The following is a 24,947-nucleotide window of genomic DNA, read 5'->3' as shown; positions in this document are numbered from 1 at the left end:
TTATAATCTTTTCGTCCGGCCGTTTCCTTAAGTTTTTTATACTTTAAAGCCATAACTTTTCCATGTAGAGTTTTCATACTGATTGCGGTGATAACGATGCCCAGCAATTGGGAGAAAATAGTCTCCATGACAAAGGAAGGAGTTAAGAGTATCGCAACAATGAGAAGAAAAATCCAAAGAGGAAAGAAGATTGCCCTCCTTATAGATGGGCCAAATATTCTAAGAAAGGAATTTAACGTCCACCTTGAAGACATTGTTGCAGCATTGGAAGAACTGGGGAATATCAGGGTGGCAAAAGTCATTTTGAACCAGTATGCTCCCCAGGGACTTATAGAAGCTGTCGCAAATCAGGGCTTTGAACCAATAATCGTTGCGGGAGAGACGGGAGTAAAACTTGCCGTCGAGGCCATGAGAGAAATATACAATCCGAATATAGATATTATTGCTTTGGCAACAAGAAATGCTGAGTTTCTTCCGATAATTTTGAAAGCAAAAGAAAAAGGAAAAGAAACCGCCATAATTGGAATTGAACCCGGTTTTAGTGCTGCTTTAAAACACGCCGCCGATTATGTGATTATTCTTGAAAGGGGTGAGGTGGATGAGAACAGCGCTCTTCAAAATACTGAAAAGAGAAGAAAGAGAGCCTAAAGAAAAAGAGAAGCCGGAAAAAGTTGAAACTCCCAAGAAAAGCATAGGGCTGATAATAGACGGTCCCAACATACTGAGAAAAGAATTTGGGATTAAGCTTGAGAATATCAAAGAGGCGCTTGAGAAAGTTGGAAAAATCAGAGTAGCTAAGGTTGTCTTAAACCAGTACGCTCCTCAGGGACTTATTGAGGCAGTTGTTAACCAAGGATTTGAGCCCATAATAGTTGCTGGAGATACAGACGTGAGGATTGCCATTGAGGCGATGGAGCTAATATACAACAGTGATATAGAGGTGATAGCCTTGGCTACGAGGGATGCGGATTTTCTCCCAATAATAAGCGAAGCAAAAAGGAAAGGCAAGGAGACTGTAGTTATAGGGGTTGAGCCTGGGTTTAGCATTGCACTTCAGAATGCGGCTGATTATGTGATAAAAATGGAGGGAAAAAGCGGTCAGAGTGAAGGATACGATGAATAACTACTTTTCGAACTCAAGTTTTAGGGAGGTATGTTCTCTTTTGAGTCTCTCAACAGTCTGAGCAATTTCATCACTGAGCTCTCTCAGTTTCTCCGAAAGTTTGCTCAGCTCCTCTATCGCAATCTCTAAAGCTTTCTCGCTTTCTTCGACCTCCTTCATAGCTTCAGCAAGCTTCTCCTCTTCTTCCTTCTTGTAGACCTCGATTCTTAGCGTGTCATAGTCCCACTCTATCTCTCCATTTTTGATGGTGAACTCTATTGAAATTCTCACAACGTCTTCTTTTTTTACGCCCATTTCTTGAAGTTTATCAAAGAGATACTGGTTTAGCTGGGCAGAAGCCCTTATAACCTCCTCAGGGTTGAGCTTACCGCGTGTTAATGCAAAGAGGACTTTTCTAATTTTGTTGGCATAGCCGCTTGCCCTAACAAACCCAGTTGAAAGTTTGGGCATGAAGCATCACCATAATGCTTTAATGTACTGGAAATATATATCCATATTGGTGATCACATGAACATTTTGATTTTTGGCCCTCCGGGTTCTGGGAAGTCGACACATTCTAGGAGAATTGTTGAGAAATACGGCCTTGAATACATAGCTTCTGGGGATATAATCCGGGCGGAGATAAACAAAGGAAGCGCCCTTGGCCTGGAGATGAAGAAATACATAGAAAAGGGAGAGCTTCTGCCTGATACAGTTATAAACACCCTAGTACTGTCGAAATTAAGAAGAAAGAGAGAGAACTTCATCATTGATGGCTACCCAAGAACGGCTGAGCAAGTATTAGCCCTTGAGAACTTCCTCTACGACCACGGCATTAGGATAGACCTCGCAATAGACATTTTCATCTCAAAGGAGGAAAGCATAACGAGAATCTCTGGAAGGAGGATATGCAAGAACTGTGGGGCAGTATACCACATAAAATACAACCCGCCAAAAGTTTCCGGAAAATGCGACATTTGCGGGGGAGAGGTTGCACAGAGAGATGACGACAGACCAGAGATAGTCTCCAGAAGATACGACATTTATATCAACAACATGGAACCTATCATTAAGTTTTACAAGAAGCAGGGAGTTTACGTGCAGATAAACGGGCACGGGGGAATTGAGGAAGTCTGGGAGAGAATAAGGCCCCTATTGGACTACATATGGAACAGGGAACGAAAGAGAAAAGAGTTTAGATGATAAGAAATATCGGCTAAAATTTTTAATCTTTTCTTGAAATCCAAACATCGACCGTATGGGAAGTAGTTACTAAGAAGTACTGCGGAGCTGGTGTGTAAGATGGAATACTTCAATAAGATAGCTCCTCGCTACGATGAGTGGTATAAGACTAAAGTCGGGCGTTATGTTGATAAAACGGAAAAAAGGTTAGTATTCTCTATGATAAAAACCAAAAGCGGAAAAGCCCTTGACCTTGGATGCGGAACTGGTAACTATACCTTGGAACTTTATAAAAGAGGGTTTGAAGTTGTTGGAGTGGACGTAAGTGAAGAAATGCTAAAGATAGCAAGAAAAAAGCTCCCAAATGTTAAGTTCATTAGGGCAGATGCATATTCGTTGCCCTTTGAAGACAACACATTTGATTTAGTTTTGAGCATTACAATGTTTGAGTTTATACATAAGCCCGAGAAAGCTCTTGGGGAAATTTATCGTGTTTTAAAACCTGGAGGAGAAGCGATCATCGGCACAATGAACGGTAGAAGTTTATGGTTCCTCTTCAAGCGCTTAAAAAGTCTTTTCGTGGAAACGGCATACCGCTATGCAAGATTTTATACACCAAGGGAGCTTGAAAGGCTAATGAAGGGGGCGGGTTTCAGAGATGTGGAGAGCAGGGGAATTATATACTTTCCTTCATTTTTCCCCTTCTTAGGGCTTGCTGAGAAGCTTGACCAAAAGTTCAGCGATAAGCTAAAGAACTTTGGAGCATTTATAGTTGTTAGGGGAGTTAAAGGTGATTAGACTTATAACCAGAGAAGAGGCATTTAAAAGAGCAGAGAGGATAAAGAAAGAAAATGAAGCCCTTTATGGTGTGCCGTTTGAACGAAAGCACAAGTATCTCCCCCTTGATGTTCTTATACCTACCCAATGGGAGCTGAGTGAGAAGAAGCTTTTGGTGGTTCTTCAAGAGATAGTTCACGGTTATGATGCTCCTGTTATAGTTCTAGAGCACAAGGGAAACTATTATATCTTGGACGGTCATCACAGAGCTTATGCCAGGAAAAAGCTGGGCTTTTCACAAATTGAGGCAATAATCCTTAAACCTCTCCGGGAAATTCCTATAAAAATTGAGGAATCTGTGAAAAGGGCAAGACTAAAAAGTCTCGATGATATTGTGATAGTCAAGGAGTAACTTTGGTGAGAGTATGTGCGAATACATCTTTGAAAATGGTGAAAAATGCAAAACAAAGTCTTTAGCGGGTTCAAAGTACTGCTCACTCCATATTCCTTTTGATGAAGGTGAGTTGATTTATGGAGAAAAAATAAAAGAAATTAAAGAGAGGGCCTTTAAGAGGAAACTGGAAAGGGGAGTTAGGTACTTTGAAGGTGTACAGCTATATGAGGCTAAAATCTCTAACCTAACAAGTGAGAAGCCTCTCGTCTTTAAGAACTCGAAGATAAAGACGCTTATCGTTGAAAATTCCAACCTGAAAGGACTATCCATTTTCAACTGCGAGATTGAGAGGGTTATACTGCTGGCATCGTCTATAGGAACAGTATGGGTAAAGAACTCTGTCTTTTTTGGGTTTAATATTCTTGATATCAAGTTTGAGAACTCAATTTCTGTGAAGAACAGCACGGTTCGATATTTGATGATGAATTCCGTTCAGTATGCGGAGCGAGCTATATCAGGTGAGGAAGAATATGGGGAAAAGGAAACAATCCACGGGAGAATAGAATTCTCAGACCTCAAAAACGTTAGAAGGATAGGAGTAAACTCCAGATACCCTCTGCTTAAGGAACTTTTAGAGGAACATGGAATAAACCTATCCGGAATGTCAAGGAAGCATGTAAAGGCAAGGATTTTTCTCATAAAAAATGTAGAATTTGACCCCAGTCCTAGGTTTAAGAGGCAGGTTAGAGTATTTATTAGAAACTTTGATGGGGTTCTTCAACTTGAGAACCTTGAAGTTCCAGGACATGTTGAGATAAGAGGTGGGAGGTTAAAAGTTCCTGAGTTTGTACACACCACAATTTACAATAATCTGGTCTTTAGGGGCGTTGTATTTTATGGGGATACAACATGGAACTTAACGGTACTTCCAAACCTTCTGGCAGAGTTGAGTGTGAGAGGGTTCGTGATTCTTGAAGAGTGCAGCTTCAATAACCCGGCAATGGAGGAATTTTTCTACCGTCTGGCAAGGATTACGTGGGAAAAAAGCGGTGACAAAGAAAAGGCGGATGAATATTACTATTTGGAGATGCTTGCCAGAAGAAAGCAGAAGATGGGAAGATACGTGACATACCTGCCCAAGCTCGGAATCAGAGTACGCCTCCCGCACCTCCCTCTTGGTAGAATTGGAACCAAAATAAAACACTACTTCCATCTTTTGGAAGGCCTTTTTGAGTGGTTTTTTGCTGATTTGACGTGCAAATACGGAACAGATTGGAAAAGGCCAATTGTTATTTGGATATTTATGGTCAATCTAGTATTTCCGGTTCTCTTCTATTTCACAAAAAGCGTCACAAGCTCCGGTGTGCCGCTGAAGAGCTTTCTTGACTATGAATATTTTAGTGTAGTGACGGCAACAACCCTCGGTTATGGAGACCTTCATCCCGTTGGTATTGGAAGGGTAATTGCTTCAGTCGAGGCCCTTTTCGGCATGTTCATGTGGGCTGTCTTCCTGACGGTCTTTGCAAGGAAATACATGAGATAAAGGTGAGAAAAATGATAGTAGGCTTGATAGTAAATCCAATAGCTGGAATGGGTGGCAGAGTTGCCCTTAAAGGGACTGATGGGGTTGTAGAGGAAGCTATAAAACGAGGAGCAAAGCCTGTGGCGCTTGATTTTACAAAGCTCTTTTTAAATGAGCTTTCTCATTATGATGTTGATGTTAAATTTTTAACAGGGCATGATGGACTGGGAGAGGATGCCCTTAAAGAGTTCAGCTTTCCCTATAAAGTTATTAAGCACAGAGAGATCAAATATAGAGAAATATCGGGAGTTAAAATTCCGGATACCACAAAGGAGGATACAAAAACACTCGCTAGGCTAATGAAGGACAAAGTAGATATACTGCTCTTTGCAGGAGGGGATGGAACAGCAAGGGATATATATGAAGCAATAGACAAGGAAAAGCCCATTCTTGGAATTCCAACCGGAGTTAAGATGTTCTCAGGGGTTTTTGCCACCTCTCCAGAAGATGCTGCAAAACTTCTTGTTGCGTTCGCAAAAGGAAACGCAAAGCTTGTGGAAAGGGAAATCCTCGACCTTGATGAGAATGCATACAGACACGATGAAGTGAGAGCAAAGCCCTATGGAAAGGCCTTAACTCCCTATATGGAAACCCTCGTGCAGGGAGCAAAAGAGAGCATTCCCGTAGATGAGGAAGAAGAACTCGACGCAATAGCTGAAGCTATTGTAGAGGAGCTTGAGGATGGGGTTTACTTTCTGGGAGCTGGCTCAACGATAAAAAAGCTCAAAGACATGCTTGGAATAGACGGGACACTCTTAGGAGTGGATATAGTTGAGATAAAAAACGGGAAAGCGAAACTCCTCGTGAAAGACGCCCAAGAAAAAGATTTGCTGGAATACATTCATAGAAATCCAAAAATCATTGTGACTGTTGTAGGGGGCTTGAACTTTCTTTTTGGTAGGGGCAACCAGCAGTTCTCTCCAGAAGTTTTGAGGCATATACCAAAGGAAAATATTATTGTTGTGGCAACTCCTTCGAAAGTTAAAGGGGCGATTAGGGTTTATACTGGAGACAGGGAAGTTGATGAGAGGCTTAAAGGCTACATAAAGGTTAGAATCTCTCCTTGGGCGGAGAGAATTGTAAAAGTTATCTAAGCTCAAGGTTTATAACTTGGGAACCCTTTTCTATTTTTGGTGGATAAACGTGAGATTTGAGGTGCTTAGTAAAGAGGATATGATGAAGCTTTCGAAGGAACTCAGCAAAGAGGGGATAATGAACAAAACCCAGGAAGAGCTTGGATGGGAGCTTCACCACCTCATTGTAATCAAAGACAAGTTCAGTGAGCTGATTAGGAAATCTGAGGGTATTGAAGTACTTGAGGATACTCTCGAAGAAATAAGAGCAACTTTTGATGCCCTTATGGATGAATGGAATGTCGGAGAAGAGAAAGAATTTAAGGAGCTCTTTGATGAGGTAAATATTCCCAAGCTAACGCTCATAACCGCCTTGATAGAGAACGGATATGTTGAGGGGGAAGAGAGGCTCAGGCTTGTTAAAAAGCCCAAACTTGATGAACTTGAAATTGAGCTCAGGTTTAACATTGATGAGCTTGAAGACGTGCTGGAAGAAATAGAAGATAAGCTCGATGCAACCCTTACAACTGAGCTCTCCCTTATGAGAAAGTACTTTGTTGAAGTCCTTGAGATTGAGGAAGAACTGATAAAGAGGGCCTTGGAAATAGCGGAGGAATATGCTACCGAGGAATCTTTAGTTGAGGCAATGTTCGTGGGGATTGGAAAATCTGTGCTGGCAAATACAATACTAACAATAGCCGAAAAGAAGAATACAAAAATGGAATTAATCGAAACTCTCCTGGAGCATGAGCCTCTAACCGTAGAAGGGAGGAGGGAGAGGATAAACATATACTTTGACGAAGAGGCAATAGAGGATATATTAAAAGAACTGCAGAAAATGGGTTATTTGAAGGTAAAAGGGAATAGGATATGGTTTTAATAGGGGGATAAAGCTTAAAAATCAATAACTAAATTAGAGCATGGGGGTGGAGGAGAGTGGCGGTGCTTAAGGCAATAAAAATCAAGGACAGGGACGGGGAGATCTTTTTTAGATGTCCAAGATGCGGAATGGTCTTTAGAAAGAGCAAGGATTACATTAGGCATATAAACAAATCCCATGGACATCTCTTTAGAAAGGCCTGAGTTTGTTCTTTCCTTCCTTTATATAGGGGATGAAGAAAAGTCAGGACGCTGAGATGTGATGAGCGGTAGGGCTTTCTGACCTCTATTCCTTAAGGTCTATTTCCTTCACAAGCTTGACAATGAAGGTTTTGCCGATTTTTTCTCTCTCAACCAGCTGCTTCTTTTCAAGCTCTTGGATTATTCTGCTCACTGTTGGTCTTGAGTAACCGGTAAGCTCTGGAAGGTCTTCTTGCTTTACTTTTCCGCCCTGTTCTATCAGGGCTTTTACAACAATCCTTTCCTTTTCTGTCAGCACTTCCACAGGGATCTTGTGGGAATACCATTTCTTCTTTGCCCAGTACAGTGTTATCGGGAGGGCAATTGCTAGTGATAGTATGGCACCTATGAGAGAATACCTGTATGGAGATGGCTTTTCTGGAGGGGACACGGGAGGCTTTTCTACGTTCTTTCCGAGCCAGTAGGTTTCGTATCCCATATTTTTCAGCTTTACTTCAATAGTCTCATTCAATCCTGTTCCAACCAGAATAACAAGGTTTGGCTTTAGATGGTTTAACCCCGCGATTGCGTGCTCTGAGAGATCGTTTTCTAAAGTTAGTAAGAGTGGTAGAGTATATTCCATTGCAAACTTTGATGCAGCAAGGGCAGAGCCGTAATCCAAAGCACTAGCCAGAACCACTGCTTTTGACCCTTGAGGGTAAAAGTGAACAGCTAATTTTTCCGCTGTTTCAGTCCTCACATCCCCTCCTATCCTCGTAACGCTATACCCCATCTTAAGGAGCTCGTCCTCAACTTCCTTGCTAACCGCGTTTGAGTTCCCAACTATCAGGACTTTTTTCCACCCTAACTGGATGTATGAATAAAGCTGAGCCCATGTCTTTTCATCCAACTTTTGGGGATTAACGGGAAGAACAGGAATATTAAGAAGTCTCGCATAGGGTTGAACGGTAATATAATCTATGAGGTCATCGTTTCTAACTATTATTAGGTCGTACTCAGGTCTATTCTCTTCCTGCTGAGCATAAATCGGGATGGCTATGAAAGAGGCAAGTATTAAGGCCGCAATGATTGTTAATGCGATATACTTAGTCCTCAATACACTCACCACATTGAAGCTAAAAAAGAAAGTTTAAAAGGTTTTTCAAAGCTCAAAGACTTCTCCTGGTTTTAGTATAACGACCTCTGCTTTGTCCCCAACAAGCTCTTTGAATTCTTCTGGATCCCTAGCTATTGGTGGGAAAGTTCCATAGTGCATTGGTATAACGTATTTCGGCTTGAGGAGTTCAACTGCCTTTGCCGCCTCTTTGGGTCCCATCGTGAAGTGCCCCCCTATTGGAAGCAAGGCAAGATCTATCCCATAAAGCTCAGCGAAGAGCTCCATGTCCTTGAAAACATAGGTGTCTCCAGCGTGGTAGATTTTCTTTCCTTCAAGTTCTATGATGTATCCGCAGGCGTTTCCAATGCTGTATTTTCCGTCGCTGCTTGAATGCCATGCCGGAACTTGAATTATTTTGACCCCTTCAACCTCAGTTGGGCCGTAGTTCATTCCTATTGTCGTTATACCCTTGTTGTTTTCTACAAGATAGTTGGCTATGTCGTACATTGCTACTATCTTTGCCCCAGTTTTTTGGGCAATTTTTACTGCATCACCAACGTGATCTCCGTGTGCATGGGTTACAAGAATCAGGTCAACCTTATCAAAGTCCTCAGGTTTTGCTGCTGCATTTGGGTTCCCGGTCAAAAATGGGTCTATTAGTATTCTTTTTCCTTCTCCCTCTATTTCAAATGCCGCATGCCCTAGAAACCTTACCTTCACCATCATACCACCTCCCTAAACGTCCGAGTACAAATAATAACAAAAGATTACTTAAACCTTTCGAACAATTCGAAGGTGAAGTTTTCCGTTTTAATATGTGATCGGCCAAAATCAAGGTCAAAATGGGCGGTTTGTCTATAGAGAAGGTTTCACGTTTTTTGAAAGGGCATTCATAAACCAAAAGTTTATAAGCTCTTTAGAATTCCTACTCACAGGGAGAGTGTATGGGTAAGTTAATAAGGTTCTTCTTCATAGTTATATACAGGAGGGTTTAGATTATGAGCGATGTTGAAGATGTCAACGTGAAGCACGAAGAGGGGTATGACGATTACGTTTACTATCTCAAGCGTAGAATAAGACAGCTTGAACTCCAAGTGAGAACGCTTGAGGCTGATAAGGAGAGACTTGAGAGGGAGCTTTCACGCTTAAGGATGGAGATGTCCAGACTGAGGCAACCTCCAGCCTTTGCTGGTACTTTAATTGAGCTTTTGGATGAAGATAGGGCTATTGTTCAAAACTACAATGGCCCAAGGTTCGTTGTGAGAATTGCACCGTGGATAGAAAGGGAGAAGCTAAAGCCTGGTGCCAGAGTTGCCTTGGATCAAAGAACAATGGCGGTTATAGAACTCTTACCGTCCCAAAAAGACCCATCTGTGTTGGGTTTTGAGGTAATTGAAAGACCTAAGGTCACCTACAATGACATAGGTGGATTGAAAAAGCAACTTATGGAGCTAAGAGAGGCTATAGAGCTTCCACTCAAGCACCCTGAGCTCTTTGAAAGGGTTGGGATTGAACCACCTAAAGGGGTACTTCTCTACGGTCCTCCCGGCTGTGGAAAGACCCTAATGGCAAAGGCACTAGCTCACGAAGTAAATGCAACCTTCATAAGGGTCGTTGGCAGTGAACTTGTAAGGAAGTACATAGGAGAAGGCGCTAGATTAGTTAGCGAGCTCTTTGAATTGGCAAGAGAAAAAGCACCGTCAATAGTTTTCATTGATGAGATAGACGCAATAGGTGCAAAGAGGTTGGACGAAACAACTGGTGGAGAGAGGGAGGTTAACAGAACTTTAATGCAGCTCTTGGCTGAACTAGATGGCTTTGATCCGAGGGGCAATGTTAAGGTTATTGCCGCTACAAACAGGCCTGACATTCTTGATCCAGCTTTACTTAGACCGGGAAGATTCGATAGACTAATAGAAGTTCCCCTACCGGACTTCAAAGGAAGATGGGAGATCCTTAAAGTCCACACGAGAAAGATGAACCTTAAGGGCGTTGATCTCAAAGCCATAGCGGAGATGACAGAAGGGGCAAGCGGTGCAGATCTTAAGGCAATTGTAACCGAAGCAGGAATGTTTGCCATCAGGGCGAGAAGAGAATACGTAACTCATGAGGACTTTATAAAGGCTGTTGAGAAAGTTCTTGGCTCGGAGGAAAGATTAGCTCAGCAGATAGCTTCACACGAAGTTATGTACGGTTGATCTCAAAAAGTCTTGCCCAGTTTTCTCTCTTTTTTCTGCAGGAAGCCTTAAATATTTTCAATGCTATTTTAACAATGCTAAGGGACATTGTTGGGAGTTGGAATGTTCGCTTAAAAGCTCTAAAGATCTGAGGAGGTACCGTCCCCCGAAAGCCAGCCAATGAAGACAAGAGGAGGAAGCCTACCCGTTACGAAATTAACACTTTATTCGAAAGCAACGTGTAGGCAGAACGGCTTGGCTTACTTTTTTCTTTTGAAAGCCTCGCCATTTAGGGCGGGGATGCAGTAATCGAAAGACCAGCCTAAAAACAGGAAAGCGTAACTTTTTTAAAGCCGAAAAAATATACTACTTAATGTGATGAAGAGGGCAGTAACAGTAAAACTCCAGCCTTCAAAAGCCCAAGAGAAAACACTCAAAGAGTTAGTCCTCATCAGCTCCAAAGTCTGGAATAGGGTGAACTATTTACGGAGACAGGAGTTCTTTGAAGGCAAACCCGTTGATTTTCTCAAAACCGAGAAAATAGTTTATGAAGAGTTCAAAGGCAAGATAGGCTCGGCGACATCCCAGCAAATTTGCAGAAAGAACGCCGAAGCTTGGAGAAGCTTCTTCACTCTTCTGAGGAACAAGCGGAACGGAGAACTCCCCAACTGGCTCAAGCCCAAACCACCAAACTACATCAAGGGAAACTATCTTATAGTCCTCAGGAACGACCAGTACAAAATTGAGGGGAACAAACTAATCCTCAAAGGCCTTGGCAAATTCAAGCGTTTAGAAGTCCAGTTTAAAGGTAGAATTCACTTAAAGGGAAAACAGGGAAGGTTAGAAATAACCTACGACCCGATAAGGCGGAAATGGTATGCTCACATCAGCATCACCGTGGAGAAGAAACTTCAGGGAGAGGAATGGGTTGAACTCCCAAGGCAACCCTTAGGAAACCTCTCCGCTGGAATTGACTTGGGAGTGAATAACTTGATGGCCGTTTACGTTGAAAACGGGGAAAGTTTCTTAGTCAATGGAAGACCGATGAAAAGCATAGCCTTCTACTGGCGGAAGAGGATTGCGGATTATCAGTCAAAAATCAACAAATCGGGAGCTAAGAAGAGTAGGAAACTCTCCAGAATGCACCAAAAGGCTAAACTCCAAGCCAAACACTACATCAACACGGCGGTAAGACAAACCGTTGAGAGGCTCTACCAGATGGGTGTCTCCAGAATTGTACTCGGTTATCCAAAGGGAATAGCAAGGAACTCTGATAAGGGTAGAAGGCAGAATTATCTTCTCTCTCACATCTGGCGGTTTAACACGGTGATTAAACGCTTGAGAGAAGTTGCGGAAGAGTATGGTATTTCCGTTATTGTCGTTGATGAGGCTTTCACTTCAAAAACGTGCCCCGTTTGCGGGAAGCCCCACAAAGGGGCGAGGTTTGTTAGAGGACTTTTTAAGTGTCCCGCAACGGGCCTTATCTTTAACTCGGACTTGGTTGGAGCTTTCAACATTTTGAGAAAAGCGGTAAAAACTATAACCCCGAGCCTCTCGGCTTTGTCGGGAGGTAGGGGTAATTGGGGCAAGGCCGTCCCAGAGGGGTCGAAGCCCACTTTAACCTGGGCTTTAATGAGACCCCTCAAACCTTCCCGTCATTGGCGAGGGGTTAAAGCTGAACTCTCGCCGTTCACGGCGGGGAGGAGGTCAGAATGCAACAACTGGTGAACTTCTCTTCGAGTTTACTCTTGTGCCTTCTTCGAGCTGACTTCTTATTTTATTTTGAACAGATCTGAGCGAGTTATTATTCCCACGGGTTTGCCTTCTCTGTTCTGGACTATAACTGCCGGATGCTCTTCGAGGAGGTACTTTACAACTTCAATGCTTTCATCCTCATTTATTATTGGAAAAGGCTCATCCATAATCTCCATAACCTTCTTTGAAAGCAAGTCTTCATATTCAAAGCTCTTCCTAACGAGAGTCTTTTCCGTAACAGAACCGACTACCTTATTGCCTGCTATTACGGGAACTTGGGAAATGTTGTGTTTGTTCATCAGCCTAACAACGTTTTCAACCGTTTCATATGGTTTGACTCCTATTATGGGAGAAGACATTATTTCCTTGGCCCTAAACCGAGCCTTTTTACACTCAGCCAAAGCCTGGAGAATTCGATTGAAAGTAGATAATCTAGGATCAACTTTACCGCTTTCAAGTTTTGCTATGTAAGCCTGCGTAACCCCTGCTTTTTCCGCAAGCTCTTCTTGTGTTATGCCAAGTTCCTTTCTAAGCTTCTTTATCTCCCGTGGGTCGATGGGCTTGGGGATGATAACCATAAATAACCACCAGTTATTAATGCAGCCAAAGTTTTAAAAACTTTAGTAGGGGGGCGTTAGGGATGTCGCCCCCCTGGGGGTCCCGAGGTCATCGCAACCCAATACTCCTCGGGCAATAAACATTAGCCCTAAAGACTTATAACCCTTAGGGAATGATGAATCTTCAAGGTGTAAAGTATGGCCGGCACGGTAAGTAAAGTAGTTAGATTTACCAATGAAGAGGAGTTTTTGGAGGATATGGAAGAGGCTATGGAAAGGTTTACATATCTCGCGAGCAGATACGGAGTCAATGTCATTGAAGGAGTTCTCCTATGGGATTATGTGGGCATAAGGGACGATGAAGGCGTGAAGATATTCAGGGTTGGGGAGTTCCCATACGTAGAGGGGACGCTTAAAGTTGATTTGGAAACCCTAAGAACCCTTGAGAGGTACTTTGACGAGATGGAGAGCAAATGGGAGGACTTAACGACGGATGAGATAAACTATTTCGTTGAGATGCTTAACGAAGCCCTGGGAGAGGAAAGGGTTTACTATGAAGCCTATGACCTTGGCTTGGATAGAGACGAGGCTTACATAATTCTTAATATAAAGGGTCTCTATTACTTAGAGAACGTTGTAGACGCCGAAGATAGACATGTTCTGGAAGAGGCTGTCTCTATTTTGATGAAGTACGTGTAGGTGAGGGAAATGCTGTTTAAGAAAAAGGGGCTCTTTACCGTTAGCGATGCTATGAAGGTCATAGAAATAGCAAGCAAAGAGGATCCGAGGGAGATCATTATTATGTGCGAGGCTATTGATGAAGAAGCAAAAAGAAGACTTTGGGACTACGCTAGAGGAGTAGAGCTTATGGCAGATCTGACTGGAGAAAATAGAAGCGTCAAGATTGAAATACTTGAAGGATACGTGAGTGACAAGGTGAAGGGCATAGAGCTTTAGGTGATTCCATGTTCTTAGCTGAAATCTTCAACAGCTGGCAAGGAGAAGGGGGAAGTATAGAGGGAAGTGCCTTTGGTAGAAGGCAGATTTTTGTTAGATTCGCTGGCTGTGACCTTAGATGCATCTGGTGCGACTCCGCAAGCTATATCCTCGCTTCTAACGTTCCAAGGTGGCGCTACGAAGTGGAACCGTTTACTGGAAAGTTTGAGTACAAGCCCAACCCGGCAAAGCTTGAAGAAGTTGTTGATGTTATCTTAAAGCTGGACACCGGAGATATACACTCAATAAGCTACACCGGCGGCGAGCCAACTCTGCAGACAAAGAACCTCTACGCCCTCATGGAGGGGATGCACGATTTGGGATTTAAAAACTTCTTAGAGACCAATGGGAGCAGGCCGGAGAGAATAGGAGAAGTTGCCCATCTTGTAGATTACGCGAGTATTGATATAAAAGATGAGACCACCAAAGCAAGTAAAAATTGGCGAGAGCTGGTGCTCAGAGAGGTAGAGAGCATTAGGATACTTAAGAAAGCAGGGGCAAAGACTTATGCAAAGCTCGTGGTCACAAAAGACACAAAAGAAGAAAATGTGAGATGGTACGCAGAGCTGTTGAAAGGCATTGCTCCTCTTGCCATACAGCCCAAAGAACCGATTGATATTTCCCAACATCAGCTTATGAGGCTTTACAACATCGCTGCAAAGATAATGGGAAGAGAAAACGTTGGTCTAAGCTTTCAGGTGCATAAGTATCTAAACGTCCTTTGAGGTGAATTTTTTAAACTGCTCATGGAATTTTTCTTAGGCGATGATGTAGATTGGCCTTTGGGGTACTGATGCCCGGGATCGACGAAGCTGAGCCTATTTGAGTATGTGCTTGTAGTAGTACCAGAGCCCTCTTATTATGTCCCTAACTTCTATCATCGTGAACATTGGGCTTCTATCGATGAACTTTGCAGTTTCTTCCCATGTATGTGCTTGAAGAACGCGGTAAATGAGGAGGTGTATTTGTCTCTCATCGAGATAAGGCTTCATCCAGCCATCCAAGAAATAAAGCTTTACCACTGGCTTCACCGCATCAAGAACGGTATCATAGGTTAAGACTTTACCCACGAACATCTCAAGCCTCTTCTTCTGCACATCTGTTAGGGTTATCGGGTAGTTGACGCTCTCTCCAAAAGGTGTTTCAAAGAGCCATCTCGCTATCTCGGGCTCCAAATCCCTATGCGTGTCCCCAAGCCACTCCGTAAGCCTAATTCTAAATTCATCGTTGGCTTTCTTAACTATCTCTTGAGCCTTCTTGCTTATTGGCTTTATCACTATTGCGGTGTATTCTCCGCTTACGGGATTCCTCGAGGGGCTTAGATGCACTACCGCAAACCCGTTCCTTATCCAGAACCTTATGAGCTCTTCACTAGCTCCAAATCCACTCCCTACCCAATCGAGGCCTTCTCTATCGGCCTCTTGAATTAACAGCTCAAGCGCCTTACTCCCAAGGCCCATATCCATAGCATCTGGGTGCGTGGCTATTCTAACCACCCTATAACCTTTTAACTTCGCAAACTCTTTTGCATAGTGGTGTTTCACCATCATGTCGGGGATTATGTTCCCCCTCGGCTTGTATCCCTTTGCCATTCTGTCTATATCCTTCTTTGGTATTCCTCCTTCTTTGGCTATCTGCACGGCACAGACTATCTTTCCATTCTTGAGCCTCAAAACCCTCGCTTCGTGGTGTGGCGCATCGGCTAAAAGTGCTACATCACTTGGCCTGTTCCTGTAGTGAGCAAGAACGTAAATACCGACGAAGTGCCTCAAATCTTCTCTATCGTTTTCAAACCAGTCATCGAGGTCGGGCTTTTCAAAGTAGACCTCTTTTCTCCTAATAAGCTCGTAGTCTTCCTCAGTTAGCTCTACAGGCTCAGCATCCAGCAGGAGAACATCAAAGAGCCACCTCTCAATCGGGTCGTTGCTCTCGTATCTAATCGGCACCGAGAGATGTATCTCCTTGAACTCTCTCTTCTCCTTGGCCTTCTTTAGGAACTTGACAGAGAAACCCCTTCCCGCTCCCTCATATCCGTGGATTGTGGAGGAGTAAATTACTTTGGGCTTTTTGAGGTATTGGTGGAGGATCGGGACGTGAATTCCAGCGGCTTCGTCAATTACGTAAACGTCTGCGTTCATTCTATACCCTTGAGTTGGGGGGTAATACCTTATCCCAATCCCCTTGGCGTATATTTCCTTTATGAGACCGTTTTCTTCTATGACCTTTGGCTTGTAGCCAAGCTTTTGGAGGCTTTTCTTCGCAAAGCGGAAGAGACTCTGCACATTTTCAAGTTCTGGGGCCGTGACAACAATCCTCACACGCTTTTTCTTTGATTTCACCGCGAGACCAACAGAACCTATACCAACGCTGACACTCTTTCCTCTTCCTCTATCCGCCGTTAGGACGACCATCCCATCGTTTTCTATCAACTCTTCGAGGGCCTTAAGAACCTCAACCTGGCCGTTTGTGAGGCAGAGCTCATAAAGCTCCTTTGGAAATTTTATCTCCTCCGGTATTTCGATCTTTTCCCTTTCAGGGAGCTTTGCCTGACTCTTCTCGTTTTTTGGACCCTTTAGAATTTTCTGGTTTTCGGCGTTTAGGATGTAAATTCCTTCGTGCTCTTCAAACTTTCTGATGAGTCTCCTGTTAAACCTCTTTTTCACGTCATCTATGGTGTAGGGCGGAGTAACGAGGCTCTTATGGAAGCCAGTCCACATGTTTTTCCACTTTTCAAATGGGTTGGCAAGGATGAATATTACTCCTCCACCCCTAACAGTCTCTATTATCCTACCGAGATCATTGGGGGAGAAATCATAGCTGAGATCAAGAACAAGTAAGTCATAAGTTCTCCCAAGAATATCGCGGGTGTGTTTAAAGGTAACGGCGGTAACGTTTACATTTTCTCCAGCAAGAACATCAAAATGCTTTCTAAATTCTTCATACCTCTTTCTCCCAAAAGTTTCCTGTCCAAGGGCATCGGTTGCATAAAGAACTTCCACCTTATCCTCGCTCTCATCCCTGAGCTTTTTCCCCATAAGTTCCTCAAGAATTGCGGATATTATTTTGGCAGAAGCTCCGGCAAGAATTCCAGCCAAAGTGGCTTTTTTCATTGTATCCCCAGCTAAAACTATCATTCTCCGGTGGAATTCTTCAATAGCCTCAGCGAGAGCGGTTTCAGTGAGCTTTAGAGTTGAATCCTTAATACCCTCGCTTTTAGCATAGTCTCTCACTTCTTTGTCGAATCTCACTTTCACGGTCATTTTTTCATCCCCACAAATGAAAAAGCCGGGATGTTTAAAAACCTATACTTCATTAAGATATCAATTTAAACGCTAAGCTTTTATACGAAAAGAGCCTACTTAATATGGTGGTCTTAATGAAAAGGATTGATATCAAAGACTTGGGGAACTTTAAGCTTGTCGGTGGACTTGATGTATACAGAAGAAAAGTTGCCTTTACGGTAAGCGAAATCAGCATGGAAAAAGACGACTACTTTTCAAAAATCTATGTTTATGATGGTAGGAAGGTTGTGCAGTTCACCTCTGGACCAAAAGACTCGAATCCGCGCTTTTCGCCAGATGGTAAGTTCATAGCTTTCACATCCAAAAGGGACAAGGAAAGCAAGGAGGCTGAGCTTTACTTAATCCCGACCACCGGAGGGGAGGCAAGGCTTCTCACGAAGTTTAAATTTGGAATAAATGACTACGAGTTTTCACATGACGGCAAAACACTCGCCGTTATAACCCCAGTGGAGATCGAGAGAAAAAAGAAAAAGGACGACGTGCACATAATCAAGGAAATCCCCTTCTGGTTCAACGGTATTGGATGGGTTTATGGAAAGCGGAACCACATCTATCTTGTCGATGTTGAGAGCGGGAAGAAGAGGAAGCTGACGAGAGGAAACCTTAACGTTCAAACTCTAAAGTGGAGCAAAGATGGAAGCAAAATCTACTTTGTTGCCCAGGAGGATAGGGAAAAGAAACCCATGATAAGTGACCTCTTTGTTGTTGATCTTAAGAGCAAGAAAGTTGAAAAGCTGACCGAGTCAAAATGGCGCATGGGTGATTTAGTTCCTCTTGAAGATGGCACGTTTATACTTAGAATGAACACTCTTGAGAGAGGCATTCCAACGAACACTCACATCTATCACTTCAATCCCGAGACGAAAGAGGTCAAAAAGCTCACGGCAAAGCTTGACCGCTCGGCTTACAACTCTCTCAACTGCGATGTAAGAGGCCCCTCTCGGAACCCGCTTGTTTATAAGGACGGCTGGGTTTACTACATAGCCACAGACGGCCCAAGGGCAAACCTCTTCCGTGTCAACCTCGATGGAGAGATAGAGCGTGTAATCGGCGGAGATAGAAGTGTTGAGACCTTCGGCATCGGGGAGTATATAGCCTTCATTGCTCAGGATGCAACAACTCCAACGGAGCTTTACATCCTTAGAGATGGAAAGGAGAGGAAAGTCACCGACTTTAACGCATGGATAAGGGAGTACAAGCTCTCGAAGCCCGAGCACTTCAAAGTCAAAGCGAGTGACGGCGTTGAGATAGATGCGTGGATAATGAAGCCCGTAGATTTTGAGGAAGGTAAAAAGTACCCGGCAGTTCTTGAAATCCACGGCGGGCCGAAGACGGCCTACGGCTACTCCTTTATGCACGAGTTCCACGTTTTAACCGCTAAAGGCTTCGTTGTAATATTCTCCAATCCAAGGGGAAGCGACGGTTATGGAGAGGATTTTGCTGACATAAGGGGCCACTATGGCGAGCGCGATTATCAGGACATAATGGAGGTTGTGGACGAGGCTTTGAGAAGGTTCGACTTTATAGATGGGGAGAAGATAGGAGTAACCGGCGGCTCCTACGGCGGCTTCATGACGAACTGGATAGTTGGACACACCAACCGCTTTAAGGCGGCTGTAACCCAAAGGTCAATCTCAAACTGGACAAGCTTTTTCGGAACAACGGACATAGGCTATTACTTCGCTCCGGATCAGATAGGCGGTGATCCCTGGAGCAACACAGAGGGTTACTGGGAGAAGAGCCCGTTGAAGTACGCACCAAACGTCGAGACTCCTCTCTTGATAATACACTCAATGGAGGACTACCGTTGCTGGCTTCCAGAGGCTCTGCAGTTTTTCATAGCTTTAAAATACCTCGGCAAAACCGTCGAGCTCGCAATCTTCCCAGGCGAGAACCACGACCTCTCCAGAAAAGGAAAGTCCAAGCATAGGATGAAGAGGCTTGAGCTTATCATTGGATGGATGGAGAAGTGGTTGAAGTGATTTCTTTCCTTTATCTTCTGTTTTTTAAAATAATTAAAATTTGAAAATCACAGCGTATAATCCAACACTCTCTTGGCTTCCTCGATGTGTTCAGGATAGACGTTCCTTATCTCCGGGTGGAGAGCTTTGATAACCCTCCCTATGAGGACGAAGAGCGTTCCAGTAATTATAGGGAGTTCATCGACTAACTCCTCTTCTAGGGGCATTTCGGCAGGTATGCTTGCAAGTACGAACTTTCTTATAGGCTCGATCTCAACCTTCTCATCCCTGATTACGGCTCTGAAAAGGTTCATTGAGTTCTTGAAGCCCTTTGTAAGTGGCAGGTGCCTGAGCTTTATTGTGTCACTCCCCTCTGCTATTGCGTTCTCATAGGCAACCTCAAAGAGGTCAGCAAGCTTCTTCTCCACTATATCCATCATTTCCTCTGCTCTTGGCTTTGTGAGTGCAAGCTCACATGTCTTCTCAAGAATCTTCTCCAGCTGTGGGAAGGGGATTATCATGTTCGCCATGTCCCTCACCCCCTCCTTCCTTTTGCTCTCGATGTATATTTAAGTAACCAAAGGTATTTAAATTTTTCTCAGAACTTACTAGAACACTCCGTGCAAAAACATAAAGAATGAAGAAAAATCGCACTGCCTACCCGAGAAATCCTCTGATACCAGCCGCTTCTACCACAAGGCTCTCTTCAATTTTTCCATTCAGTATCTGAGTGGTTATGCTTAGATGCCTTTCATCCTTTTCTATGCCCATTTCTTTTTGCATTTTAGCTATATCCTCCAAAAATTTGAAATGGGAAGCCGCTTTTGGATTAAAAAATCTTAACGCAAAACATATATCGTTATAAAGCCCCCTGTAGTGTTCACTTATTGTCTCCAGCTCCTTTTCACTTAGCGCTCTTAACCCTAGGATTTCTGGAGGTATTCCGAGAGAGTACAGAGATGCCGTGAACTTTATAGCCCTCGGAAGAGCTTCTCCATTGACCTCTCTTGAATACCCAAAGAGCCCTATGTGAAGCTTCCTTTTCCTTCTTGAGGGAACAGCCTTTGCAACCTCTCGTATATATGGGGCGAGAATCTTAAGTTCCTTGGTATATTCTTCTTCATATTTGTCGAGTATCTCAAATATCTTCTCATCAATTGCTGGCGTTTCTTTTCTTTTTGTATTGTTTACTTTTTCAATAGCCCTGATAACCTCTTTAGGCTCATTGTCGTATTTAAATGAGCTTTGGACAGTGAAGGTCTGGACGCTGGGATATTCTTTCATTGTCGCATCAACATTCTTGGGTGTAAAATGCCCTCTAAAAGGGACTCCGCCAACACCAATTATAGGATATATGGGAACACTGAGTTCCTCTTCAAGTTCTTGGAGCTTGAATAGGGCATATTTATCATATATCACCGCACTTATTAGGCCATAGTTCATTGCAGGGTCACTCCTGGCCAAAAACACCCTCTGATATTCAAAGTTTTTTCCGGTTAGATATTCCTCCAGGATTTCGTGAGAGTTGAGGATAGCTTCTTTTGTCTCAAATAGGGGGATGACACTTATCTCTTCTGGATAGAATTCTCCAATCCACTCGTAGATTTTAACGTCGTACACCCTTTTGTACTGCTTTCCTATAATGTACCTTTTATATAGCTCATACACCCTTTCAATCTCTTCAGAAGAAGTCGTCATGGGCAATATAACTTCAAAAATTGGAGCGATTTCTTCTCCGTAAAAGAGCTTTGCATAGTCGGCAGATCTGGGAATACTCTCAAGGGTTTCAAGCAAAAGCTTTGCCTCTGCTTTCTCTACACTTGGATTCGGTACACGGGGTGTAATCCTAAACTCTTTGCCGAGTTTTCTTTTTCTGAAAAAGTCCCCATATTTTTCCAGTAACTTCTTTACAACGAATTCATCAACTTCTTTTCCTTCGAAATCCCACATTTGCTCTTCTACTCCAAGAACGCTGAAAGCATAGAACGCTTCAACTACTTCATCCTCTCCCCCAAGGGCAGCGTCATGTGCAAAAAATGGTATGAATACATTGTCAGGATGCTGAGTGCTCATTGTTCTTGGTATCATTTTGCTCACCATTTCCATAAAGAGTGCACAAAATTTAAGTTTTTTGACAAATTTTTTGAAAAAATGGCAAAAGACAGCAGCAGTTTTTTCTCCCGGCTTGCACAATATTTTAAATCTTGTATGGTACAACTTTTAATGGTGATATCTATGGGACTCCTGAAGCATCTGAACAGGTTTCCACCTCGTTATGGTCCCGAATGGGGAAGTGGTGGAATATTCGGCTTGAGGTATCACAACAGCGTTTTGTACTTTACGGTGGCATTTGAGGCTCAGGCTCACTTTATACGGGAGGAGGCGAAGAAGGTATACGAGTTTGATCTCGTTGGTGAAGGCCCAACCTCAGGAGGAGATACATACAATGCGGTTGAAACGGTTGATGAGTTCATATACTTTGGCGGATGGGTTCACGCTCCGGCAGTTTATGAGGGGAAGAACGAAAAGTCAACAATAAGTTTTGTCAACAAATACTCGCACGTTCACGAATATGATACGGAAAACGATGAGGTAAGGCTTCTGTGGAAGGACTCAATTCATCACAAAACAGATTGGGCGGGAGAGGTGAGTGATATAATATATGACCCCTACGAAGATAAGCTCCTTATAGCGAGAGAAGATGGACACGCTCACCTCGGGATATACGAACTTGACAGAAAAACCGGGGATGCAAAACTCCTCAATGAGAATCCCAGCCTTAAGGGAACGCTTGTTCATGACACCGTCTTCTTTGGGGTTGGAAAGAACTTTGAGTGGGGAATAAAAGAACTACATGCATTTGACTTAATTACAAGAAAATGGGAAGCTTTTCAGGTAGCTGTGAGTTCTGTAGATGGGAACCCTCCTGTGAGGCCAGTTCTGGGGGACATGGAAAGTGCATATAACAGAGTTTTTGCCTTTGTGAGGGGTGGATTGTTTGTTGGCAATCCTCTCAACGGTGAGGAGATGGCCTTCCTTAGGTTGCTAGACTTTCCAAACTTCTATGCACCTATGAGAACAAATGCCCTCCCGATAGGAGGGGGAATATTGATTGCTTACAATGCCCATCATGATGCAGTCTATAGGCCAATGGACGAGGAAAGTAAGGTCATGGCGGAATTTACAAACGCCATAAGCGCTCCCTCCCTGCTCCTTTATGTGGCTCCCCCAATGGTTAAGGTTGTGGGCGTTTTTGGTGCAAGAATAACTAGCATAGAGAAAGCATTTGGAAAGATACTCTTGGGAACAAACACCACTCCCAATACAGGAGCCTTGGAAGCTACGCCTTTTGATACCGGTAATAAAGATATTGTTGTTCTTGACGAAGATGTACTCCATAGAAAACCACCAGCTCTCAGTATATCCCTCAACACGGCCGCTCTGGCAAAGGCAGGTGAGCTCTTTGGGACAAAGGCCTTTGGGGGAATTCCTCTCGACGGATATAAAGAGGCCGAGCTAATAATAACCTCAAGCAAAGATAACAAATTAATGATATATGAGTACGACCTTTCCCTTCCACCTGAGAGGGCTTATGAAGAGTTCATTGGTATAAAAAGTGGTAGAAACATTATTGATCTGTCTGCATTCAGTGGTATAGTCTCATTTAAACTGGAGGAACCGGATATTGCAGGAAAAATAAAAATAAAGCTTTTATAGCCTTTAAAATTTTTAAATAGGAAGTCACACAGCGATTGTATTCTTCCAGCTCAAGCTGCTTTCGATGAGCTCTTGTGGGCTGAGTTTCTTTTCGCTAATGACCTCTGGTTTAAAAGGCTTGAGCATTTCCAAAAGCTTTTCTTTTGGCAGTTTTGTTTCATCAAATACCACATACCCGTTTTTGGAGTATCCATTGATAAAGACCCTGTAGACAGCTAGATCGAGTGAGAGCTTGTACTGCATCTCTCTGGCTTCATCTGGGGTTATTTCGTTGAATTTGAGATCCAATCTTATCATTGCCATCACCCGAAGTAGTTCTTTATGTCAATGTAGGTTTTTCTATAGAGCTCACTTTCTTTCATTTTTTCAATGAACTCCTTAGTTCTCACGTATTTGTCTTTATGGTATTCCCAGTCTGGGTGAAGAGCTTTCCATTCTTCCCAGGTGTAGCTGAATTGGGCTTGAACTTTGTCTCTATAGAGCTCTGGTATTACGTTAAAGGTACAGAAGGGCACAATCCTTCCGTCGGGCATTGCGTAGTGGATTACACAGCGTTCTACTCTTTCTACATCGTAGTTGTACTCGTCCATGAAGTGCATCATTCCGAGGAAGAGTGTCTTGTAGTGGAACTGTCCAAGTGCCTCGTAAGTCCCGTGAGTGAATGCCTCTCTCATAATCTTTAACACGTCAAAGCTCTTTGGTGCGTATTTTTCGTCATAAAAGCTCTTAAACTTGAGGAATATCTCTGCCCCGAGCTTAAGCTTCTGAAGCCTTCCTAAGGTTTTCCATTTTTCAATCTCTTCAGCCTTACTCTCAAGGAATTCTACGAACCCTTCGACATCGAGAAATCTTGAAATTGGAATTACCCTGTCTTCATCGAGGAACACATAAGTTGCAGCTCCACAGCCAAAGTGTGAAGTCATGTAGTATTTCTTGCCGGCAAATGCCTCAAAAAACCTCGCAATATGTCCAGCAATTGGTATTGGATACCAGTCATCCTTTGCTATGGCACCGTTGGTTTGTTCTTCTATTCTCTTTATTGCTCCGGGAATGGTAATCCTAAACCGCTGTCTTTCTTTCTTTGGGACTCTCCCCACAAGAGAAATTGGCTGAAAGTTAACTCCCCTAACTATGTCGAGGTGGTTAAGGCCAAAGTTGATTATAGCACCAAGCTCATGATCGTTTACGTTTCTTATAGTTGTGGGCACTAAAACAATTCCAGGTCCTCCGGCTTTTCTTACATTTTCGAAGATCAACGGAATTTCCCAGTGGTTCTTCCAATTGGTCTTAGGGGTCATCCCATCGTAGCTTAGATATAGAGTATTGACTCCAGCTTCTCTAATTTTCTTTACAAGCTCGGGTTCAAAGGCAAGCTTTATGCCATCCGTGTTAAGCTGAACGTGGTCGTAACCTTCCTCCTTTGCAATTTTTATGATCTCTATAAGATCATCCCTTAGTGTTGGTTCCCCGCCGGTGAACTGGACGGCATTAGCTCCAATTGGCTGTTCCTTCTTTGCGTTGCGAAGCATCATACGTATCTGTTCAAGTGTCGGTTCGTAAATTGGCTGTCCTTCTTTGGCGTAGAAGAAACAATACCAGCAGCTCAAATTGCACCTGTTTGTTAAAACTATGTTGAGCAAGCTGGTATGGGAGCGGTGTCTTGGACAAAGACCACAATCGAAAGGACAGTTTACACCGGTGTTTTCAACGTTGTAGCTCTTTATCTTAAAATCATATCTCCATTCCTCAAAATGCTTATACATTTCGGCATCTTCATAATAAACATCAGTTATCATGCCTTCCGGACATTTTTTCGTTATCCATACTTTCCCATCCTTTTCCCAAACCACAGCAGGGACAACTTTCCTAGTCTCAGGACAGAGGGACCAAGTTCTATGGGGGAGAGGTCCACCGTAACCTCTGCTGGCTTTTGTAAGGAGCTCATGAAATTCCTCCTCACTTATTTCTGGATATTCGATGAGATCGCGAACCCTCTTAGTAAGTTCACCAAATTCTCTCTCCCCACTTGGTACTCCCTCTGTTATCTCTTCCATTCTAATCACCTCTACAAGTTTTTTACAAATATAGAGTATAAAAACTTTTGCGTAAATATGAAGATTTACTTTCATAGGTGTACCAAAAGCTTTGAAGTCCCTTCTACTCCAGAGTATTTGTAGATATCTCCAACATGTGTGA

25 protein-coding genes are annotated in these 24,947 nt (G+C 43.2%); 16 read left to right on the top strand and 9 right to left on the bottom strand.

Features of this window, described 5'->3' with window-relative positions; translation table 11 throughout:
* Positions 1 to 96: 96 nt before the first annotated feature.
* On the top strand, positions 97 to 648 hold the full coding sequence (locus ACZ5NL_RS01405) for a TIGR00288 family NYN domain-containing protein (protein ID WP_152881231.1): 552 nt from the start codon (positions 97 to 99) through the stop codon (positions 646 to 648).
* Complete coding sequence (locus tag ACZ5NL_RS01400) at positions 599 to 1,123, top strand: TIGR00288 family NYN domain-containing protein (protein WP_464842562.1); 525 nt, start codon at positions 599 to 601, stop codon at positions 1,121 to 1,123. Before ACZ5NL_RS01405 ends, ACZ5NL_RS01400 begins: the two co-directional genes overlap by 50 nt.
* On the opposite strand, the gene ACZ5NL_RS01395 is transcribed toward ACZ5NL_RS01400, so the two are convergent.
* Positions 1,124 to 1,573 carry a single- stranded DNA-binding family protein gene (locus ACZ5NL_RS01395; RefSeq protein WP_464842561.1) on the bottom strand — a complete coding sequence of 150 codons (450 nt, stop codon included), beginning with the start codon at positions 1,571 to 1,573 and terminating at the stop codon, positions 1,124 to 1,126.
* 57 nt (positions 1,574 to 1,630) lie between these two features.
* On the opposite strand from ACZ5NL_RS01395, the gene ACZ5NL_RS01390 reads away from it, so the two are divergent.
* The 7 genes from ACZ5NL_RS01390 to ACZ5NL_RS01360 all read left to right on the top strand — a co-directional run bounded on the left by ACZ5NL_RS01390 (position 1,631) and on the right by ACZ5NL_RS01360 (position 7,193).
* Positions 1,631 to 2,305: an adenylate kinase gene (locus tag ACZ5NL_RS01390; protein ID WP_464842560.1), complete on the top strand. Its 675-nt coding sequence runs from the start codon at positions 1,631 to 1,633 to the stop codon at positions 2,303 to 2,305.
* 99 nt (positions 2,306 to 2,404) lie between these two features.
* Positions 2,405 to 3,082, top strand: coding sequence for a class I SAM-dependent methyltransferase (locus tag ACZ5NL_RS01385; RefSeq protein ID WP_464842559.1), 678 nt, complete (start codon positions 2,405 to 2,407; stop codon positions 3,080 to 3,082).
* Entirely contained in the window at positions 3,075 to 3,473 is a 399-nt protein-coding gene (locus ACZ5NL_RS01380; RefSeq protein ID WP_087037808.1) for a ParB/RepB/Spo0J family partition protein, read from the top strand. Before ACZ5NL_RS01385 ends, ACZ5NL_RS01380 begins: the two co-directional genes overlap by 8 nt.
* 13 nt (positions 3,474 to 3,486) lie before the next feature.
* A complete protein-coding gene (locus ACZ5NL_RS01375; protein ID WP_464842557.1) occupies positions 3,487 to 4,998 on the top strand; it encodes a potassium channel family protein in 1,512 nt (503 codons plus the stop codon).
* 11 nt (positions 4,999 to 5,009) lie between these two features.
* Entirely contained in the window at positions 5,010 to 6,131 is a 1,122-nt protein-coding gene (locus ACZ5NL_RS01370; RefSeq protein ID WP_464842556.1) for an ATP-NAD kinase family protein, read from the top strand.
* 49 nt (positions 6,132 to 6,180) lie between these two features.
* Positions 6,181 to 6,990: a hypothetical protein gene (locus ACZ5NL_RS01365; RefSeq protein ID WP_464842555.1), complete on the top strand. Its 810-nt coding sequence runs from the start codon at positions 6,181 to 6,183 to the stop codon at positions 6,988 to 6,990.
* Between the two features lie 56 nt (positions 6,991 to 7,046).
* Positions 7,047 to 7,193 (top strand): C2H2-type zinc finger protein, encoded by a 147-nt coding sequence (locus tag ACZ5NL_RS01360; RefSeq protein WP_004066221.1) that lies wholly within the window; start codon positions 7,047 to 7,049, stop codon positions 7,191 to 7,193.
* Between the two features lie 82 nt (positions 7,194 to 7,275).
* Here ACZ5NL_RS01360 and ACZ5NL_RS01355 read toward each other — a convergent pair whose 3' ends face one another.
* Together ACZ5NL_RS01355 and ACZ5NL_RS01350 are read right to left on the bottom strand one after the other, a co-directional pair.
* Entirely contained in the window at positions 7,276 to 8,286 is a 1,011-nt protein-coding gene (locus tag ACZ5NL_RS01355) for a cell wall-binding repeat-containing protein (protein ID WP_464843515.1), read from the bottom strand.
* A 45-nt stretch (positions 8,287 to 8,331) separates the two neighbouring features.
* On the bottom strand, positions 8,332 to 9,009 hold the full coding sequence (locus ACZ5NL_RS01350; protein WP_464842553.1) for a metal-dependent hydrolase: 678 nt from the start codon (positions 9,007 to 9,009) through the stop codon (positions 8,332 to 8,334).
* A gap of 275 nt (positions 9,010 to 9,284) precedes the next feature.
* Between ACZ5NL_RS01350 and ACZ5NL_RS01345 the strand changes: the two genes are divergently transcribed.
* A complete protein-coding gene (locus tag ACZ5NL_RS01345; RefSeq protein ID WP_087037816.1) occupies positions 9,285 to 10,484 on the top strand; it encodes a proteasome-activating nucleotidase in 1,200 nt (399 codons plus the stop codon).
* 357 nt (positions 10,485 to 10,841) lie between these two features.
* Positions 10,842 to 12,191 (top strand): RNA-guided endonuclease InsQ/TnpB family protein, encoded by a 1,350-nt coding sequence (locus tag ACZ5NL_RS01340; protein ID WP_464842552.1) that lies wholly within the window; start codon positions 10,842 to 10,844, stop codon positions 12,189 to 12,191.
* 44 nt (positions 12,192 to 12,235) lie between these two features.
* Here ACZ5NL_RS01340 and ACZ5NL_RS01335 read toward each other — a convergent pair whose 3' ends face one another.
* Positions 12,236 to 12,796 carry a CBS domain-containing protein gene (locus ACZ5NL_RS01335; protein WP_252743331.1) on the bottom strand — a complete coding sequence of 187 codons (561 nt, stop codon included), beginning with the start codon at positions 12,794 to 12,796 and terminating at the stop codon, positions 12,236 to 12,238.
* 177 nt (positions 12,797 to 12,973) lie between these two features.
* Between ACZ5NL_RS01335 and ACZ5NL_RS01330 the strand changes: the two genes are divergently transcribed.
* Genes ACZ5NL_RS01330 through ACZ5NL_RS01320 form a run of 3 tightly spaced genes read left to right on the top strand, consistent with a single transcriptional unit; the run spans position 12,974 to position 14,496 of the window.
* Complete coding sequence (locus ACZ5NL_RS01330) at positions 12,974 to 13,474, top strand: hypothetical protein (protein ID WP_464842549.1); 501 nt, start codon at positions 12,974 to 12,976, stop codon at positions 13,472 to 13,474.
* 9 nt (positions 13,475 to 13,483) lie between these two features.
* A complete protein-coding gene (locus ACZ5NL_RS01325; RefSeq protein ID WP_058946669.1) occupies positions 13,484 to 13,732 on the top strand; it encodes a hypothetical protein in 249 nt (82 codons plus the stop codon).
* 8 nt (positions 13,733 to 13,740) lie between these two features.
* Positions 13,741 to 14,496: a 7-carboxy-7-deazaguanine synthase QueE gene (locus tag ACZ5NL_RS01320; protein WP_464842548.1), complete on the top strand. Its 756-nt coding sequence runs from the start codon at positions 13,741 to 13,743 to the stop codon at positions 14,494 to 14,496.
* A gap of 93 nt (positions 14,497 to 14,589) precedes the next feature.
* Here the strand turns inward: ACZ5NL_RS01320 and ACZ5NL_RS01315 are convergent, their stop codons facing one another.
* Positions 14,590 to 17,031, bottom strand: a complete 2,442-nt coding sequence (locus ACZ5NL_RS01315; RefSeq protein WP_464842547.1) for a tRNA(Met) cytidine acetyltransferase TmcA — start codon at positions 17,029 to 17,031, stop codon at positions 14,590 to 14,592.
* A gap of 116 nt (positions 17,032 to 17,147) precedes the next feature.
* Here ACZ5NL_RS01315 and ACZ5NL_RS01310 point away from each other — a divergent pair, with 116 nt between their 5' ends.
* On the top strand, positions 17,148 to 19,055 hold the full coding sequence (locus ACZ5NL_RS01310; protein WP_464842546.1) for a S9 family peptidase: 1,908 nt from the start codon (positions 17,148 to 17,150) through the stop codon (positions 19,053 to 19,055).
* A 47-nt stretch (positions 19,056 to 19,102) separates the two neighbouring features.
* Here the strand turns inward: ACZ5NL_RS01310 and ACZ5NL_RS01305 are convergent, their stop codons facing one another.
* Both ACZ5NL_RS01305 and ppcA read right to left on the bottom strand, forming a co-directional pair.
* Positions 19,103 to 19,564, bottom strand: a complete 462-nt coding sequence (locus tag ACZ5NL_RS01305) for a DUF1931 family protein (RefSeq protein WP_004066249.1) — start codon at positions 19,562 to 19,564, stop codon at positions 19,103 to 19,105.
* A 127-nt stretch (positions 19,565 to 19,691) separates the two neighbouring features.
* A complete protein-coding gene (ppcA, locus tag ACZ5NL_RS01300) occupies positions 19,692 to 21,122 on the bottom strand; it encodes a phosphoenolpyruvate carboxylase (RefSeq protein WP_464843514.1) in 1,431 nt (476 codons plus the stop codon).
* A 147-nt stretch (positions 21,123 to 21,269) separates the two neighbouring features.
* Here ppcA and ACZ5NL_RS01295 point away from each other — a divergent pair, with 147 nt between their 5' ends.
* Positions 21,270 to 22,751, top strand: a complete 1,482-nt coding sequence (locus ACZ5NL_RS01295; RefSeq protein WP_464842545.1) for a DUF2139 domain-containing protein — start codon at positions 21,270 to 21,272, stop codon at positions 22,749 to 22,751.
* Positions 22,752 to 22,775: 24 nt separating this feature from the next.
* Here the strand turns inward: ACZ5NL_RS01295 and ACZ5NL_RS01290 are convergent, their stop codons facing one another.
* Both ACZ5NL_RS01290 and tes read right to left on the bottom strand, forming a co-directional pair.
* Positions 22,776 to 23,048 carry a DUF3213 domain-containing protein gene (locus tag ACZ5NL_RS01290; protein ID WP_464842544.1) on the bottom strand — a complete coding sequence of 91 codons (273 nt, stop codon included), beginning with the start codon at positions 23,046 to 23,048 and terminating at the stop codon, positions 22,776 to 22,778.
* Positions 23,049 to 23,053: 5 nt separating this feature from the next.
* Positions 23,054 to 24,805 carry a tetraether lipid synthase Tes gene (gene tes / locus ACZ5NL_RS01285; RefSeq protein ID WP_464842543.1) on the bottom strand — a complete coding sequence of 584 codons (1,752 nt, stop codon included), beginning with the start codon at positions 24,803 to 24,805 and terminating at the stop codon, positions 23,054 to 23,056.
* Between the last annotated feature and the right edge of the window lie 142 nt (positions 24,806 to 24,947).

It is taken from the genome of Thermococcus aegaeus, from assembly GCF_055393685.1.
Note: the sequence above shows the minus strand (reverse complement) of the source record. Positions and strands in the feature narration are given on the sequence as shown.

What these genes read in the sequence shown, in the direction of transcription:
- ACZ5NL_RS01330 (WP_464842549.1), top strand. Translation starts at nt 12,974, where the DNA reads ATGGCCGGCACGGTAAGTAAAGTAGTTAGATTTACCAATGAAGAGGAG.
- ACZ5NL_RS01405 (WP_152881231.1), top strand. Translation starts at nt 97, where the DNA reads ATGCCCAGCAATTGGGAGAAAATAGTCTCCATGACAAAGGAAGGAGTT.
- ACZ5NL_RS01315 (WP_464842547.1), bottom strand. Translation starts at nt 17,031, where the DNA reads ATGACCGTGAAAGTGAGATTCGACAAAGAAGTGAGAGACTATGCTAAA.
- ACZ5NL_RS01370 (WP_464842556.1), top strand. Translation starts at nt 5,010, where the DNA reads ATGATAGTAGGCTTGATAGTAAATCCAATAGCTGGAATGGGTGGCAGA.
- ACZ5NL_RS01320 (WP_464842548.1), top strand. Translation starts at nt 13,741, where the DNA reads ATGTTCTTAGCTGAAATCTTCAACAGCTGGCAAGGAGAAGGGGGAAGT.
- ACZ5NL_RS01400 (WP_464842562.1), top strand. Translation starts at nt 599, where the DNA reads ATGAGAACAGCGCTCTTCAAAATACTGAAAAGAGAAGAAAGAGAGCCT.
- ACZ5NL_RS01295 (WP_464842545.1), top strand. Translation starts at nt 21,270, where the DNA reads ATGGGACTCCTGAAGCATCTGAACAGGTTTCCACCTCGTTATGGTCCC.
- ACZ5NL_RS01335 (WP_252743331.1), bottom strand. Translation starts at nt 12,796, where the DNA reads ATGGTTATCATCCCCAAGCCCATCGACCCACGGGAGATAAAGAAGCTT.
- ACZ5NL_RS01340 (WP_464842552.1), top strand. Translation starts at nt 10,842, where the DNA reads ATGAAGAGGGCAGTAACAGTAAAACTCCAGCCTTCAAAAGCCCAAGAG.
- ACZ5NL_RS01305 (WP_004066249.1), bottom strand. Translation starts at nt 19,564, where the DNA reads ATGGCGAACATGATAATCCCCTTCCCACAGCTGGAGAAGATTCTTGAG.
- ACZ5NL_RS01290 (WP_464842544.1), bottom strand. Translation starts at nt 23,048, where the DNA reads ATGATAAGATTGGATCTCAAATTCAACGAAATAACCCCAGATGAAGCC.
- tes (WP_464842543.1), bottom strand. Translation starts at nt 24,805, where the DNA reads ATGGAAGAGATAACAGAGGGAGTACCAAGTGGGGAGAGAGAATTTGGT.
- ACZ5NL_RS01390 (WP_464842560.1), top strand. Translation starts at nt 1,631, where the DNA reads ATGAACATTTTGATTTTTGGCCCTCCGGGTTCTGGGAAGTCGACACAT.
- ACZ5NL_RS01395 (WP_464842561.1), bottom strand. Translation starts at nt 1,573, where the DNA reads ATGCCCAAACTTTCAACTGGGTTTGTTAGGGCAAGCGGCTATGCCAAC.
- ACZ5NL_RS01375 (WP_464842557.1), top strand. Translation starts at nt 3,487, where the DNA reads ATGTGCGAATACATCTTTGAAAATGGTGAAAAATGCAAAACAAAGTCT.
- ACZ5NL_RS01345 (WP_087037816.1), top strand. Translation starts at nt 9,285, where the DNA reads ATGAGCGATGTTGAAGATGTCAACGTGAAGCACGAAGAGGGGTATGAC.
- ACZ5NL_RS01350 (WP_464842553.1), bottom strand. Translation starts at nt 9,009, where the DNA reads ATGGTGAAGGTAAGGTTTCTAGGGCATGCGGCATTTGAAATAGAGGGA.
- ACZ5NL_RS01385 (WP_464842559.1), top strand. Translation starts at nt 2,405, where the DNA reads ATGGAATACTTCAATAAGATAGCTCCTCGCTACGATGAGTGGTATAAG.
- ACZ5NL_RS01310 (WP_464842546.1), top strand. Translation starts at nt 17,148, where the DNA reads ATGAAAAGGATTGATATCAAAGACTTGGGGAACTTTAAGCTTGTCGGT.
- ACZ5NL_RS01325 (WP_058946669.1), top strand. Translation starts at nt 13,484, where the DNA reads ATGCTGTTTAAGAAAAAGGGGCTCTTTACCGTTAGCGATGCTATGAAG.
- ppcA (WP_464843514.1), bottom strand. Translation starts at nt 21,122, where the DNA reads ATGATACCAAGAACAATGAGCACTCAGCATCCTGACAATGTATTCATA.